Below are 14,142 nucleotides of genomic sequence, written 5' to 3'. Positions count from 1 at the left end.
GCCGCCAACAAAGACGTTGTCATAGCAACGCAGACGAGACGGTGAGTACATGGATCTCTTCGAATATCAGGCGAAGGAGCTCTTCGTTAAGCACGGAGTGCCTTCGTCCGAGGGTCGTGTTTGCGACACGGCTGAAGAAGCACGCGCCATTGCCGAGGAAATCGGCAAGCCTGTGATGGTCAAGGCGCAGGTCAAGGTGGGCGGCCGCGGCAAGGCTGGCGGCGTCAAGTACGCGGCCACTCCGGACGACGCGTTCACGCACGCGCAGAACATCCTCGGCCTCGACATCAAGGGCCACATCGTCAAGAAGCTTCTGGTCGCCGAGGCCAAGGACATCGCGGAGGAGTACTACATCTCCTTCCTGCTCGACCGTTCCAACCGCACCTACCTGGCCATGTGTTCGGTCGAGGGCGGCATGGAGATCGAAGAGGTCGCGGAGAAGACTCCCGAGCGTCTCGCCAAGATCGCCGTCGACGCCGTCAAGGGTGTCGACCTGGCCTTCGCCCGTGAGATCGCGGAGAAGGGTCACCTGCCCGCCGACGTGCTCGACGCCGCGGCCGTGACCATCCAGAAGCTGTGGGAGGTCTTCATCAACGAAGACACCACCCTGGTCGAGGTCAACCCGCTGGTGCGCACCCCCACCGACGAGATCCTCGCCCTCGACGGCAAGGTCACCCTGGACGAGAACGCCGAGTACCGGCATCCCGACCACCTCGAGTTCGCCGACGTCGACGCGACCGACCCGCTCGAGCTCAAGGCCAAGGAAAACGACCTCAACTACGTCAAGCTCGACGGTGAGGTCGGCATCATCGGCAACGGCGCCGGTCTGGTCATGTCGACCCTGGACGTCGTCGCCTACGCCGGTGAGAACCACGGCGGCGTGAAGCCGGCCAACTTCCTCGACATCGGCGGCGGCGCGTCGGCTGCCGTGATGGCCGCTGGTCTGGACGTCATCCTGGGCGACGCGCAGGTCAAGAGCGTGTTCGTCAACGTGTTCGGTGGCATCACCGCGTGCGACGCGGTCGCCAACGGCATCGTCGGCGCACTCGAGGTGCTCGGTGCCGCGGCCACCAAGCCGCTGGTCGTTCGCCTGGACGGCAACAACGTCGAAGAGGGTCGTCGCATCCTCGCCGAGGCCAATCACCCGCTGGTGACGCTGGCCCAGACCATGGACGAAGGCGCCGACAAGGCTGCCGAACTCGCCGCAGCCAAGTAAGGAACCGTAAACATGTCCATCTTCCTGAACAAGGACAACAAGGTCATCGTCCAGGGCATCACCGGCGGCGAGGGCACCAAGCACACCGCGCTGATGCTGAAGGCGGGCACCAACGTCGTCGGCGGCGTGAACGCGCGCAAGGCCGGGACCACGGTCAAGCACACCGATAAAGACGGCAACGAGATCGAGCTGCCCGTGTTCGCCTCCGTCGCCGAGGCGATCGAGAAGACCGGCGCCGACACCTCCATCGCGTTCGTGCCGCCCGCCTTCTCCAAGGACGCCATCATCGAGGCCATCGACGCGGAGATCCCGCTGCTCGTGGTCATCACCGAGGGCATCCCGGTGCAGGACTCCGCCTACGCGTGGGCCTACAACGTCGAAAAGGGCGAGAAGACCCGCATCATCGGCCCGAACTGCCCCGGCATCATCACCCCCGGCGAGGCGCTGGTCGGCATCACCCCGAACAACATCACCGGCAAGGGCCCGATCGGCCTGGTGTCGAAGTCGGGCACCCTGACCTACCAGATGATGTACGAGCTGCGCGATTTCGGTTTCTCGACCGCGATCGGCATCGGCGGCGACCCGGTTATCGGCACCACCCACATCGACGCCATCGAGGCGTTCGAGAAGGACCCCGAGACCAAGATCATCGTCATGATCGGCGAGATCGGTGGCGACGCCGAAGAGCGTGCGGCCGCCTACATCAAGGCCAATGTGACCAAGCCGGTCGTCGGCTACGTCGCCGGTTTCACCGCGCCCGAGGGCAAGACCATGGGCCACGCCGGCGCCATCGTCTCCAGTGGTGGCGGTACCGCGCAGGCCAAGCAGGACGCGCTCGAGGCCGCAGGCGTGAAGGTCGGCAAGACGCCGTCCGCCACCGCCGCGCTCGCTCGCGAGATCTTGGAGAAGGCGTCCATCGCTTCTGCGTGATCTGAAATCTCACACTGTCGAAGGCCGCTTTCAGGTTTAACCTGGGCGGCCTTCGTCGATTCATCCACAGGTAGTGGTTTATCCACAGCCTGCATCGGTTGGTGATGACCGGGGCCGTGGCGTGCAGTAGCGTCAGGTATCGGATCAGGCACCAGTCAGTTCGACGCGACCGATGCGCACGACTCGACAAGGAGACGACGAGACATGTCATACCCGACCGGGGGCTCCGGGTACAACGCACCCGTGACACCCGCCGCGCCCCAGGGCCCGAGTACCGGAGCCGCCGCGGCTGCGCCATCGACCGCGACCGGTTCGGAAGGCAAAGGGCTGCCGTTCATTCTGACCGCGGCCGCAGCCGGACTCGGCGTCGTCACCTTCCTCCTCGGCTTCGCCCCCTATGTCGGCTTCACCGCGCTGCGTGAGACCTCGACCGGCAGCATGTTCGAGTCCAGCAACGGCGCGATCGCGACGCTCATCCTGGCCGCTGCCTTGCTGGCCGGGCTGTCGTTGCTGCCCAAGCAGAATGTCCTCGGTGTCGCCGCCGCACTCGCGGTGGCCTCGTTCCTCGGTGTCGTCGTCTCGCTGATCAGCGTGAGCGAAGGCGTGGAACTGCAGTGGGGCGCGTTCGTCGTCGCCGCGTTCTCGTTCGTCGTCGCTGTGTTGCTGGTGCTGGCACTGCTGTTCGGGCTGGGGATCATCAAGGTACCCGCGCCGAAACCGGCTCAGCCGCAACAGCAGCCGGGCCAGTACGGCCAGTACGGTCAGCAGGGTTACGGCCAGCAGGGCTACGGCCAGACCGGCGGCCAGCAGTACGGTCAGACCGGTTACGGCCAGGCCCAGACCGGTGGCCAGTACCCGACGCAGTCGCCGTCGCCCTACGGCCAGCAGAGTCAGCCGTCGATGCCGCAGGCGCAGCAGCCGTCCTACGGCCAGCCGGGTCAGCAGGCCTACGGTCAGCCGCAGCAGTCGCCGTACGGCCAGCAGTACGGTGCCCCGCAGCAGCAGCCCTCGCCGTATGGTTCGGCGCCGCAGGCACAGCCTCGTCCGGACGAGAGCGCGACGCAGACCTTCGGTGGGCAGCAGCAGGGCCAGCCGTTCGGTGCGCCGACCTATGGTGCGCAGCCGTCGTCGCCGGGTCAGCCGCAGCCGTTCGGTGGCGAGCAGACCGCCGATCCGGCGGCCGACGCGACCACCGCGTTCCGTCCGAACGACGACAACAAGTAGAACCGACGGCTGCCGCACGGTGGTTCAGGTTCGATCGCGAGCCCACAGGTACGCCTGTGGGCTCGCGGCGCGCCTGACCCCCGGCCGCCGAGGAAGCTGCCACGCTGAATTGTCATGAGCTCCCGTAACGCCCTCGTGCGCCGGACCTCCGGGTCACGCGGCACCGGGGAGACAGTCACCGCATCACCGTCCGGGCCCGAGCCCGGTTGGTGGTCGCTCTCGCCCGAGCGGGCGCGAACCCTGCTGCTGGTCGCGGCGAGGCCGACGATCACCGCCTTGGCGGCGACGGTGCTGCTCGTACTCGTGGTCATGCTCACCACAGGCACCGATCTCACCAGTGCGCCCGCCGCGGTCGCCGCTACGTGGCTTGCCGCCCACCAGGTTCCGCTCACTGTCGGCAGGACAACGCTCGGCCTGCTCCCGCTGGTACCGACGGCCGTGCTGGTCTGGCTGGCCGCGCGCGAATGCGCGCGTGCGGTCCCGAACCGGCCGACCCCCGTCGAGCTGGGCTGGTTGACGGGTGCGGTGCTGGCCGGACCGCTGCTGATGACGGCCGTCTGTCTGGCCGTCACCGGCGACGCCGCGGGCGTCACGCCACTGGAATCGGCCGGTCCGATCGCGGCCTTCGGCTGGGTGCTCGTGTTGTATCTGGTCGCGGCCGCCGCAGGCATCGGCAGTCGGGCGTGGAGTTCGCTCTGCGCGCTGGTGCCGATCGAGATCCCGGAATGGGCGGTCCTCGGCGCCCGCGCCGCGCGGCGCACCGTGCTCCGCATGCTCGGCTGCGCCGCACTGGCCACCGTGATCTCCTTCTTCGTCCATCTGTCCCGGCTCGACGGCGCTTTCCAGCAGGCCCACAACGTCACCGATGTACTGGGGATGACGTTGTTGTCCCTGCTCTACCTGCCGAATGTGGTGATCGGCGCGGCGGGGATCCTCAGCGGTGCCGCGGTGCTGTTCGGCGCCGGGTCGGTGGGTCTGTTCGGGGTCACCGGCGGACACATGCCGGTGCTGCCCGCGCTGATTCCCGTGCCGGAAGGGCCCGCGGCCGGGTGGTGGGCGGCGCTGCTGCTCGTCCCGCTCGCTGTGGGCGTGCTCGGCGGAATCGAACTCGGCCGTACCAGCGACGATCGGCCCGGCGCCCCGTGGGCGACCCTCACCTGCGCCGCGCTGTCCACGCTGACGTTCCTGGTGCTCGCGATCCTCGGCAGCGGTCAGCTCGGCGCCGTCGGGTGGGTCGGCGTCGATCTGCTGATGCTGGTCGTGCTGATGGTCACCTGGTTCGGGTTCGGCGGCTTCGTGGGCATGGTGTTCGCCCGCCGCTTCCTCGCACCCGCCGCGCCGACCGAGGTCTACGACGAATACGACACCGACGACTACGAGGACCACGACTACTACGACGAGGACGAGTACGACTACGAGGACGATGAGGACGCCGACGAGGACGATGAGGACGCCGACGAGGACGAGGACGCTGTCGAATACGACGATCCCGCAGTCGAAGTCGACGGCGAACTGGTCGAAGACTTCGATGACGACGTCGAAGTGAGCATCGCCGCACCCGGCTCGACCGACGCGCCGACCGACGACATCGTCGACGTCGAAGTGGTCGAGTCGGACCTGCCGGACGGTGACGAGACCCCCGGTCGCTAAGCTCGACCCGGCGCCTATCGCCATCGCCGCCGCCCGATCACACGCAGGAGTAGAGCGCTGACGTCCTCGTTTGCCCCGTGGAAACCCGCCAGAACACCGGCCACCGTCGTCGTTCTTGCCTCGGGCACCGGCTCGCTGCTCAACGCACTGCTGGCCGCCGCACGCGAGCCCGGCTACCCGGCGCAGATCGTCGCTGTCGGCGTCGACCGGGACTGCCAGGCCACCACCCACGCCGATGCGGCGGGGGTGCCGCACTTCAAAGTGGGGCTCAAAGATTTTCCGGATCGCGAAGCCTGGAACGTCGCCCTCACCGAGGCCGTCGACGCGCACAAGCCCGATCTGGTGGTCCTCGCGGGCTTCATGAAAATCCTCGGCCCCGCGTTCATGGAACGCTTCGGCGGCCGTCTCATCAACACCCATCCCGCGCTGCTGCCGTCGTTCCCCGGCGCGCACGGGGTGCGTGACGCGCTCGCCTACGGCGTGAAGGTCACCGGCTGCACCGTGCACCTGGTCGACGCGGGCGTCGATACCGGCCCGATCCTCGCGCAGGAGACGGTCGCGGTGGTGCCCGGCGACGACGAGGACACGTTGCAGGAGCGCATCAAGGTTGTCGAGCGACGGTTACTGGCGGAGGTCATCGCCGCCGTCGCGACGCGAGGCATTGTCTCCGACGGACGAAAGGCAGAAATACCAGTGAGCGAGCACGCCGGTGAGTGAACGTAAGGCGATCCAGAGGGCGCTGGTGAGCGTCTACGACAAGACCGGGCTCATCGAGCTCGCCACCGGCCTGCACGCGGCCGGTGTGGAGCTGGTGTCGACCGGGTCGACCGCGGGCAAGATCGCCGAGGCCGGGATTCCGGTCACCAAGGTCGAGGATCTGACCGGTTTCCCGGAGACCCTCGACGGCCGGGTCAAGACGCTGCACCCCCGTGTGCACGCGGGCATCCTGGCCGACACCCGTCGCGCCGAGCATGTCGATCAGCTCGTCGAGCTCGGTGTCGAGGCGTTCCAGCTGGTGGTGGTGAACCTGTACCCGTTCACCCAGACTGTGGCCAGTGGCGCGAGCGTCGACGAGTGCGTCGAGCAGATCGACATCGGTGGACCGTCGATGGTGCGTGCCGCGGCGAAGAATCACCCGTCCGTGGGTGTGGTCGTCGACGTCACCGACTACGACGACGTGCTCGCCGCGGTGAAGTCCGGCGGGTTCACCCTCGCCGAGCGGACCGCGCTGGCCGCCAAGGCCTTCCAGCACACCGCGAGCTACGACGTGGCCGTCGCGAGCTGGATGGGCTCGGTCGCCGTGCCCGCCGTCGCCGAGGAGACCGAGCAGTTCCCCGGCTGGGTCGCCGGTTCGTGGGAGCGCGCCGCGGTGCTGCGCTACGGCGAGAACCCGCACCAGGCCGCCGCGCTGTACACCAGCAACGACGGCACGGTCGGGATCGCGCAGGCCGAGCAGCTGCACGGCAAGGAGATGTCGTACAACAACTACACCGACGGTGACGCCGCCTGGCGTGCCGCGTTCGACTTCGACGAGCCCGCGGTGGCGGTGATCAAGCACGCCAACCCGTGTGGCATCGCCGTGGCAGGCGATATCGCCGAGGCGCATCGCAAGGCACACGCCACCGACCCGGTCAGCGCCTACGGCGGCGTGATCGCGGCCAACCGCGAGGTCAGCGTCGAGATGGCCGAGCAGGTCGCCGAGATCTTCACCGAGGTCATCATCGCTCCGGGCTACGCGCCCGGTGCCGTGGAAGTGTTGCAGCGCAAGAAGAATGTGCGCGTGCTGGTGGCCGAGGCGCCGCAGCGCAAGGGTGTCGAGCTGCGTCCGATCAGCGGCGGCGCGCTGCTGCAGGACCGCGACGTCCTCGACGCCGCGGGCGACGATCCGGTCAACTGGACTCTCGCGGCGGGCGATCCGGCCGACGTCACCACCCTCGCCGACCTCGAATTCGCTTGGCGCGCTTGCCGTTCGGTGAAGTCGAACGCGATCCTGCTCGCCGAGGACGGCGCCGCTGTCGGCGTCGGCATGGGGCAGGTCAACCGCGTGGACTCCTGCAAGCTCGCCGTCGAGCGCGCGGGTGAGCGTGCGAAGGGCTCCGTCGCCGCCTCCGACGCCTTCTTCCCGTTCTCGGACGGGCCGGAGATCCTGGTGGCCGCGGGCGTTCGCGCGATCGTGCAGCCGGGCGGTTCGATCCGCGACAAGGACACCATCGAACTCTGCAAGCAAGCAGGCGTCACGCTGTACCTGACAGGCGCTCGTCACTTCGCTCACTGAGTCGACACCCGAAAACGGGTGCCGCGCCGAATCCTCGGCACGGCACCCGTTTTCGGTTATCCGGCGTCGCGTACCTCGCGGGTGCCCAGTGGGGAGCTCAGGGGGATCGCCAACGTGGCGAAGACGGCATTCATGGTGCACATCTTGTTCACGGAATCCGCTCGAGTCCCGGAGCGCAGCGCGACGGTGACCGCCTCGGGGGTCTCGGTGACGGTGGCGTCCACGGCGTAGCACTCGGGGTTGCCGGTCTGGAAGTTGACGCTGATCGTGTTGTCGCTCAGTCGATTCCAGGACGTGAAGGGAATCGGATGCGGGTTGACGAGGGTGGGATCCGCGGTGAAGGGCAGGCCGAGGCCGGGATTCGGAACCTCGGGTCGGCTGTTGGTGGTCGACGTATCCGGTTGGGGCGCAGGCTCATCCGAGGAACCGCAGGCGGTGAGGGGTGCGATCAGCACGGCCACGGCCGCCGCCGCGACGGTGTAGCGCGACATCGTTCTCATGCTGCCAACCCTAGACGGCACCGCCCTACTGTGAACTTTCCGCGAACCCTGCGCATAACCCCTCCGTTTCCCCGCCGCGGCGACTAGATTCGGGTGCGATGCGACATTGTGGCAATCGGTCGGCATCTACTGTTGTGCTCTGCAATTGGCGATCTTCGAAAGGAACAACGTGGCCGACACGCTGCGCGTAGGCGAAGAACTGGGTCTGGGTCAGTCCCTGACCGGCGGTGCGTACACCCTGACTCTGCAGCCGGACGGCAACCTGGTGCTGAGTGAGCCCGACGGCAACGTCGTCTGGGCCGCCATGACGCATGGGCAGGACGCGCAGCGCGCGGCTCTGCAGCACGACGGCGACCTCGTCGTCTACAGCGGTGGCGGTGCGCGGATCTGGGCGACCGACACCAGTGGGAAGAACGTCGAGAAGCTGGTCGTGCAGCCCGACCGCAACGTCGTGCTCTACGGCACCGACGGTTCGGTCGCGTGGTCCACCGCCACCAACACCGACAACCCGCTGCCTGCGCCCGAGCCGGTCGCCGCCGCTCCGATCGCCGAAGAGGTCCCGCCGCCGCCGGCCGCGCAGACCTACACGGTCGAGTCGGGCGACACCCTGTGGGCCATCTCCGAGCGCTTCTACGGTGACGGCAACCGCTACCACGAGATCGCCGCGGCCTCCGGTATCGACAACCCGGATCTCATCAACGCCGGTCAGGTCCTGACCATCCCGTAATTTTGGCGGCCGGGGCCGCGTGTTCGCGGCCCCGAAGGGCCACCGGCGACCCGGCCGCGAACGGGTCGGTCGTAAGACTCCCTTTGTGGTTATTGAGTTCTCGAACAAAGGTGGCCCCGGAGCTGTTGCTCCGGGGCCACTTTCGCGTTCACGGCTACTTGGTCGTGGTGAACGGCAGCAGCGCCATCTCGCGCGCGTTCTTCACCGCGACGGCGACCTGACGCTGCTGGCGGGGGGTCAGGCCGGTGACGCGGCGGCTACGGATCTTGCCGCGATCGGAGATGAAGGTGCGCAGCAGGTTGACGTCTTTGTAGTCGACGTACTCGATGCCCGCGGTGATCAGCGGATTCTTCTTCGGCTTGCGGCCCTGATCGGCCCGGGCCTTCTTGGACGGTGCTCGCTTCACTGCCATGGGATATTCCTTCTCACGAATCAGTTTGGGGAGTCTCTACCAGCTCGATTTGTGGACCCCCGGAAGCTCGCCCCGGTGGGCCATCTCGCGCACACGAACACGGGAGAGGCCGAACTTGCGGAGATAGCCGCGTGGGCGGCCGTCAGCAGCGTCCCGATTGCGCAATCGTACCGGACTGGCATTGCGTGGCTGGTTGCGCAGTTCGGCCTGTGCGGCGGCGCGCTCGGGCTCGCCGGTGCTGGGCTTGCGGATGATCTCTTTGAGCTCGGCGCGACGATCGGCGAACCGTTCGACGATCTCGCGCCGTTGTTCGTTGCGGGCGATCTTGGACTTCTTCGCCATCAGCGCTCCTCGCGGAAATCGACGTGGCGGCGCACGACGGGGTCGTATTTGCGCAGGACCAGCCGGTCGGGGTCGTTGCGGCGGTTCTTGCGGGTGACGTAGGTGAAGCCGGTGTCGGCGGTGGACTTCAGCTTGACGATCGGCCGGATATCGGTCGATTTCGAGGCCATGTTCAGCTCCTAGATCTTGTCCCCGCGAGCGCGGATACGGGCCACCACAGCCTCGATCCCGTCGCGGTCGATGGTCTTGATGCCCTTGGTGGAGACCGTCAGCGTGACGCGGCGGCCCTCGCTGGGCAGGTAGTAGGTCTTGTGCTGGATGTTGGGGTTCCAGCGTCGGCTGGTGCGCCGGTGCGAGTGCGAGACGGCTTTTCCGAAGCCGGGCTTGCGACCGGTGACCTGGCAGTGGGCCGACATGCGACCTCCTTCCATGGTTATGACAACCATTTTCGACAACGATTATTCCGCACTGTACAGTCGCCGTGAAGTAAATGAAAATCATTGTCGAAAGGGGTATCGGGTGCTTGACCAGTCGGACCGGAGAACGCCCGTGGTGCTGCTGGCCGGCTTCTCGGGACCCGCCATGGGCGGCGTCGAACACATCGCGAAAACGTTGAGCGCGGACGCGGGCACCGTGGTGGTGCATCACGACCTCGCCGAACTCCGTGAAGGCGTGGTGCGCCGCACGGTGCGCACCGCGGGCAATGTGAGCACCACGGTGCTCGAACTCGCGCACGGGTGCGTGTCGTGCACGCTGCGCGCCGATCTGCTGCCGATGCTGTGCACGCTCGCCACACGCGACCATGTCGAACGCATCGTGCTCGCGCTGGATCCCGGCATCGAGGCCGAGGCGCTGTGTCACGCGATCGAGAAGGTCGTGGTGACCGGGGTCGCCGATCGCGTCGACGGGCCTGCCGGGCGTTCCGTGCGAATCGAGGCCGTGCTCACCTGCCTCGACGGGCAGCAGTGGCTGGCCGACGCGACCGGTGACGAGGTGCTGGCCGATCGGGGCCTGGCCTCAGCCGACGACGAGCGCACCGTGGCGCAGGTGGCGGTCGGGCAGGTCGACTTCGCCGACGCGCTGGTGGTCCTCGCCGCGGGAGTCGACGCGCTCGATCGCGAACGACTCGGGGCGGTCCTCGACCGACTGGCGCCCGCGGCGCCGATCGCCTGGCTAGACGAACTACCCGGCTTCGACGCGATGGAGATCGGCGCCTTGCTGACCCGCGTGTCCGCCGATTCGCGCCGTGGCCGGATCTTCGACGCGCACGCGCCATTGCTGCGCGGACAGCCGCCGCTGAGCACCGACTGTGGTGTCTCGATCGTCGAATTCGCCGCGCGCAGGCCGTTTCATCCCCAGCGGCTGCACGAGGCGCTCGACGTCCTGCTCGACGGCGTTGTCACTGCCCGCGGCCGGGTCTGGCTGGCGACCCAACCCGATCACGTGGTGTGGCTCGAGTCGGCGGGCGGCGGCCTGCGCGTCGGCGGGGCAGGGCGCTGGCTGGCGGCGATGAGCGCCGAGGAGCAGGCCGTCGTCGACGCTGATCGACGAGCGATGGCCGCGCTGGGCTGGGACGAGCGGTTCGGCGATCGTGATGTGTCGCTGGTGATCCTGGCCAACGACGCGGACCCCGTCGAGATCCGTCATGCCCTGCACTGGGCGTTGGTCGAGGACGACGAGCTGATGCTCGTCGAGCGAGCCCCGGAACGAGTCGCGTTGTGGGAGGACCCCTTCGGCGACTGGCACGAAGATCCCTGCGCCGACCCCACCGAGGCAACGGCTTCGGCGAGCGAGCGCACCAATCCGAGAGGAGAAACAGCATGAAAGCGGACATCCACCCCGATTACCACCCCGTCGTGTTCGAGGACGCGAGCACCGGCAAACAGTTCCTGACCAGGTCGACCGCGAACAGCGACCGGACGATCGAATGGGCCGATGGGAACACCTATCCGCTCATGACCGTCGACGTGACGTCGGATTCGCACCCGTTCTGGACGGGTACCGCCCGCAACCTCGACACCCAGGGCCGGGTCGAGAAGTTCGAGCGCAAGTACGGAAAGCGCTCGCGCGCAGGCAAGGAAGGCTGAGTCATGGCGGTTCCCAAGCGGAGGATGTCGCGCTCCAACACGCGAAGCAGGCGCTCGCAGTGGAAAGCGGAAGTGCCACAACTGGTCCCGGTGACGGTGGCAGGCGTGCAATACCGAGTGCCGCGCCGGATCGTCAACGCCGTACGCAAGGGCATGATCGACCCCGCTCGGCTCTGAAAAAAGAGATACGACAACGCCTGCCGGGGTTCCCGGCAGGCGTTGTCGTAATCAGCTCTACCGCTCTGGGCTTGCGGCCCGCCTCGGATCCGAGGGGCGAGACGTAACGGCGAAGCCGCAGTATCGCCCCTCGGATCCGAGGCAACCGGGGGCCGCAAACCCCGCGGCGCCAGCCGCTAGATAATTCAGCCTTCGCGTTCGGCGAGTGCCACGAGAGCCGCGGCGAGCTGGAAGAACTTGTTGTTGCCGAGGTCGGCGATGGTCTTGATCTTCAGCGCCTCGAGCAGCTGCTTGTCGTGCGCCTCGGTGAGGCCGGCCAGCGCCGACGGGGGAGCGGCGAGAATTTCGGCGAGCGTCTTGTTCTCGAATTCCTTGTCGAGGACTTTGTCGAGCACCACGTTGACGGCCATGCGAACTCCTTCGTACGAACCTTGGATGTGCCGGGCGAGACGAATGCGCCCTTCAGCGACCATAACTCGGTTGGCGCATCGTGTGGTGAGCTTCCGAGGGGTCGGCGGTTCGTTCCGCGCGCCCACCTGTCCAGGGGTCTTACCCCGACACCGTTGTGCCTGTTCACGGCCTTGTCGGAGGGGGTGGGGCAACTGCCCCGTTAACGGTGTGATGCACGCCACTTGGCGCGGACCCACCGAAGGGCTTGCGGAGCATTTGCTGAGAATCGAATTACCAACTCATGGTTTGTTTCTCGCCACAAGAAAATTCCCGAACCACTGATGCGGAGTCCCTCACGGGTATGTACTCTCGTGCACGAGGGCGGGTTCCCCGAGTCAGGGGAACCCGCTCATCGCCACTTCAGGGGCGGTTTTCGCGGTAGTTCACCGCAGGTCGCGAGCGCTTCGATCAGCGGGGCGGAAGACCGGAAAGATTCCGACAAACCGGACGTTAGCTGGTTGGCCTCAGCGGGCCGGAACGGGCTGGCGTGCCTGGGCCGCGACGTCGCGCCGATCCGGCGCCACCAGCACCGCGGTGATCGGCACCGTCAGGCCGAGCGCACCGATCACGAACATCGGGAACACCAGGTCGAACAGCGGCAACCCGTCCGGTGTCCGGACAGCTGGATCGATCGAGAACTTCAGTGCGGCGAGGGCCGTGTAGTACACCGCGGCGACGCCGAGCGCGAACAGCACCGACACCAACACCCGCACCGGTACCCGCCGGACCACCTGCGCCACCCACAGCGTGGCGGTGCACAGCGCCATCGACACCAGCACCGACACCCCGACGAGGCCGAGCGACTCCTCGACGGTGCCCTGCACGGCGAGTGCGTCGAGGGTCAGGTAGGTCGACAGTCCGACGCTCAATCCCATCGTCAGGCCGCCGATGATCAGCCGCGGCACCTGAGTGGTCCGGCCGCTGATCAGTAATCCGGCGAGCACGCCGACCACCGCGATGGCCAGCGCCGCCGCACCGAGCGCGACGTTGTACCGCACGGTGCTGTTGTTCACCCGCATCGCGAGCAGCGCGACCGAATTCGCCAGCCACAGCCCGACCCCGCCGAGCGAGACCGCGGCCATCGTCAGCCAGATCAGCCGGAACCGGATCGAGTACTTCGCGTGCCGGATGCAGGCGAACGACACCAGCGCACCGAGCGCCGAAAGATCCAATGCGAGCCACGCGATACCGGTGCCGTGCGCGAAGGTTTCGGCACCGGTCGCGGCGAGCACATCAAGCACGCCTGCCCGCTCCTTCGAACTGCTGCGGCTCGAGTTGGGCAATGGCGTATTCGGTCACCGCCGCCAGTGCCTGACGGACCTCGACGGCGTTGCGCGCATCGATGTCGACGATCGGGATGCCCTCGCGCACCGAGAGCGCTTCGCGCAGTTCGGCGATGGGGAAGCGGGGAGCGTTGGGGAAGCGGTTCACCGCGATCAGGAACGGCAGTCCGCGCGCCTCGAAGAAGTCCACGGCGGCGAAACTGTCTTCGAGCCTGCGGGTATCGATCAGCACCACCGCGCCGATGGCGCCACGGATCAGGTCGTCCCACATGAACCAGAAGCGCTTCTGGCCCGGCGTGCCGAACAGGTAGAGCACCAGGTTTCCGGGCAGCACGATGCGGCCGAAGTCCATGGCCACGGTGGTGGTTTCTTTTTCCGGCGTCTCGGCGAGGTCGTCGATGCCATCGGAGAAATGGGTCACCATCGCCTCGGTGCGCAGCGGCACGATCTCCGACACCGCACCGACGAAAGTCGTTTTACCGGCGCCGAATCCGCCGGCCACAACGATCTTGGTCGACGCAACGCGTTGTTCTGTTGCCGGCGGGCGCATGCCATCAGAGGCCACGGAGTCCACGCAAAGTCCTCTCCATCAGTGATCGGCGTTCGTCGTAGCTCGCCTGTTCGGTCAGCGTCGAATGCACTCGAAGAATCCCGCCCACTACGAGATCGCCGATCATCACCCGGACCATACCCAGTGGGCGTCCAAGGTATGCGGCAATCTCGACGACAGAAAGCCGATGTGTGGCAAGACGCACGATTTCGATCCGCAAATCGCCTGCGGACCAGTCGTTGTGCGCTGTATAGGAGACCGTCTCGACGACTGCTTCCAAGGGCAGCGCTATCGCGGGCTCGGTGCGGCCTGAAGTCAG

General features: G+C 67.1%; 19 protein-coding genes. 10 read left to right on the top strand and 9 right to left on the bottom strand.

Annotation, left to right across the window (positions count from 1 at the left end):
- The first annotated feature begins 49 nt into the window (after positions 1-49).
- From sucC to purH, 6 genes are all read left to right on the top strand, one after another.
- Positions 50-1,216, top strand: coding sequence for an ADP-forming succinate--CoA ligase subunit beta (sucC, locus tag NS1_RS20955; protein WP_056814020.1), 1,167 nt, complete (start codon positions 50-52; stop codon positions 1,214-1,216).
- Between the two features lie 12 nt (positions 1,217-1,228).
- The gene (sucD, locus tag NS1_RS20950) at positions 1,229-2,146 is read left to right on the top strand and encodes a succinate--CoA ligase subunit alpha (RefSeq protein WP_056814017.1); all 918 of its coding nucleotides are present in this window, start codon (positions 1,229-1,231) and stop codon (positions 2,144-2,146) included.
- 204 nt (positions 2,147-2,350) lie between these two features.
- The gene (locus NS1_RS42185; protein WP_062986987.1) at positions 2,351-3,370 is read left to right on the top strand and encodes a DUF5336 domain-containing protein; all 1,020 of its coding nucleotides are present in this window, start codon (positions 2,351-2,353) and stop codon (positions 3,368-3,370) included.
- Positions 3,371-3,484: 114 nt separating this feature from the next.
- On the top strand, positions 3,485-5,020 hold the full coding sequence (locus NS1_RS20940; RefSeq protein WP_062986986.1) for a cell division protein PerM: 1,536 nt from the start codon (positions 3,485-3,487) through the stop codon (positions 5,018-5,020).
- Between the two features lie 36 nt (positions 5,021-5,056).
- A complete protein-coding gene (gene purN, locus NS1_RS20935; RefSeq protein ID WP_056814009.1) occupies positions 5,057-5,737 on the top strand; it encodes a phosphoribosylglycinamide formyltransferase in 681 nt (226 codons plus the stop codon).
- Entirely contained in the window at positions 5,730-7,295 is a 1,566-nt protein-coding gene (gene purH / locus NS1_RS20930; RefSeq protein ID WP_062986985.1) for a bifunctional phosphoribosylaminoimidazolecarboxamide formyltransferase/IMP cyclohydrolase, read from the top strand. The genes purN and purH overlap by 8 nt, the downstream gene beginning before the upstream one ends.
- A gap of 56 nt (positions 7,296-7,351) precedes the next feature.
- Here purH and NS1_RS20925 read toward each other — a convergent pair whose 3' ends face one another.
- Positions 7,352-7,795 (bottom strand): hypothetical protein, encoded by a 444-nt coding sequence (locus NS1_RS20925; RefSeq protein WP_255284622.1) that lies wholly within the window; start codon positions 7,793-7,795, stop codon positions 7,352-7,354.
- 169 nt (positions 7,796-7,964) lie between these two features.
- Here NS1_RS20925 and NS1_RS20920 point away from each other — a divergent pair, with 169 nt between their 5' ends.
- Positions 7,965-8,522: a LysM peptidoglycan-binding domain-containing protein gene (locus NS1_RS20920; protein WP_056816130.1), complete on the top strand. Its 558-nt coding sequence runs from the start codon at positions 7,965-7,967 to the stop codon at positions 8,520-8,522.
- A 154-nt stretch (positions 8,523-8,676) separates the two neighbouring features.
- On the opposite strand, the gene rpsR is transcribed toward NS1_RS20920, so the two are convergent.
- The 4 genes from rpsR to rpmB are packed head-to-tail and all read right to left on the bottom strand — an operon-like array spanning position 8,677 to position 9,692.
- Positions 8,677-8,934: a 30S ribosomal protein S18 gene (rpsR, locus tag NS1_RS20915; RefSeq protein WP_056814000.1), complete on the bottom strand. Its 258-nt coding sequence runs from the start codon at positions 8,932-8,934 to the stop codon at positions 8,677-8,679.
- Positions 8,935-8,970: 36 nt separating this feature from the next.
- Positions 8,971-9,276, bottom strand: a complete 306-nt coding sequence (gene rpsN, locus NS1_RS20910; protein ID WP_062986983.1) for a 30S ribosomal protein S14 — start codon at positions 9,274-9,276, stop codon at positions 8,971-8,973.
- Positions 9,276-9,446, bottom strand: a complete 171-nt coding sequence (rpmG, locus tag NS1_RS20905; RefSeq protein ID WP_056813994.1) for a 50S ribosomal protein L33 — start codon at positions 9,444-9,446, stop codon at positions 9,276-9,278. Before rpmG ends, rpsN begins: the two co-directional genes overlap by 1 nt.
- Before the next feature lie 9 nt (positions 9,447-9,455).
- Positions 9,456-9,692, bottom strand: coding sequence for a 50S ribosomal protein L28 (gene rpmB, locus NS1_RS20900; protein ID WP_056813991.1), 237 nt, complete (start codon positions 9,690-9,692; stop codon positions 9,456-9,458).
- Positions 9,693-9,795: 103 nt separating this feature from the next.
- On the opposite strand from rpmB, the gene mrf reads away from it, so the two are divergent.
- Genes mrf through rpmF form a run of 3 tightly spaced genes read left to right on the top strand, consistent with a single transcriptional unit; the run spans position 9,796 to position 11,540 of the window.
- Positions 9,796-11,100 (top strand): ribosome hibernation factor-recruiting GTPase MRF, encoded by a 1,305-nt coding sequence (mrf, locus tag NS1_RS20895; protein ID WP_063816214.1) that lies wholly within the window; start codon positions 9,796-9,798, stop codon positions 11,098-11,100.
- Positions 11,097-11,363: a type B 50S ribosomal protein L31 gene (locus NS1_RS20890; RefSeq protein WP_062986982.1), complete on the top strand. Its 267-nt coding sequence runs from the start codon at positions 11,097-11,099 to the stop codon at positions 11,361-11,363. Before mrf ends, NS1_RS20890 begins: the two co-directional genes overlap by 4 nt.
- A 3-nt stretch (positions 11,364-11,366) precedes the next feature.
- Complete coding sequence (rpmF, locus tag NS1_RS39200; protein WP_082843551.1) at positions 11,367-11,540, top strand: 50S ribosomal protein L32; 174 nt, start codon at positions 11,367-11,369, stop codon at positions 11,538-11,540.
- A 185-nt stretch (positions 11,541-11,725) separates the two neighbouring features.
- Here the strand turns inward: rpmF and NS1_RS20885 are convergent, their stop codons facing one another.
- The 4 genes from NS1_RS20885 to NS1_RS39195 all read right to left on the bottom strand — a co-directional run bounded on the left by NS1_RS20885 (position 11,726) and on the right by NS1_RS39195 (position 14,103).
- On the bottom strand, positions 11,726-11,950 hold the full coding sequence (locus NS1_RS20885; protein ID WP_062986981.1) for a hypothetical protein: 225 nt from the start codon (positions 11,948-11,950) through the stop codon (positions 11,726-11,728).
- Positions 11,951-12,454: 504 nt separating this feature from the next.
- Positions 12,455-13,231: an MHYT domain-containing protein gene (locus tag NS1_RS20880; RefSeq protein WP_062986980.1), complete on the bottom strand. Its 777-nt coding sequence runs from the start codon at positions 13,229-13,231 to the stop codon at positions 12,455-12,457.
- The gene (locus tag NS1_RS20875; RefSeq protein WP_056813977.1) at positions 13,224-13,823 is read right to left on the bottom strand and encodes a GTP-binding protein; all 600 of its coding nucleotides are present in this window, start codon (positions 13,821-13,823) and stop codon (positions 13,224-13,226) included. The genes NS1_RS20880 and NS1_RS20875 overlap by 8 nt, the downstream gene beginning before the upstream one ends.
- A 4-nt stretch (positions 13,824-13,827) precedes the next feature.
- Positions 13,828-14,103 carry a DUF742 domain-containing protein gene (locus NS1_RS39195; protein WP_370585335.1) on the bottom strand — a complete coding sequence of 92 codons (276 nt, stop codon included), beginning with the start codon at positions 14,101-14,103 and terminating at the stop codon, positions 13,828-13,830.
- Positions 14,104-14,142 lie beyond the last annotated feature (39 nt).

It is taken from the genome of Nocardia salmonicida NBRC 13393 (genome assembly GCF_001613085.1).
GTDB lineage: Bacteria > Actinomycetota > Actinomycetes > Mycobacteriales > Mycobacteriaceae > Nocardia > Nocardia salmonicida.
The sequence above is the reverse complement of the archived record's forward strand: the minus strand, read 5'-3'. Positions and strand labels throughout refer to the sequence as shown.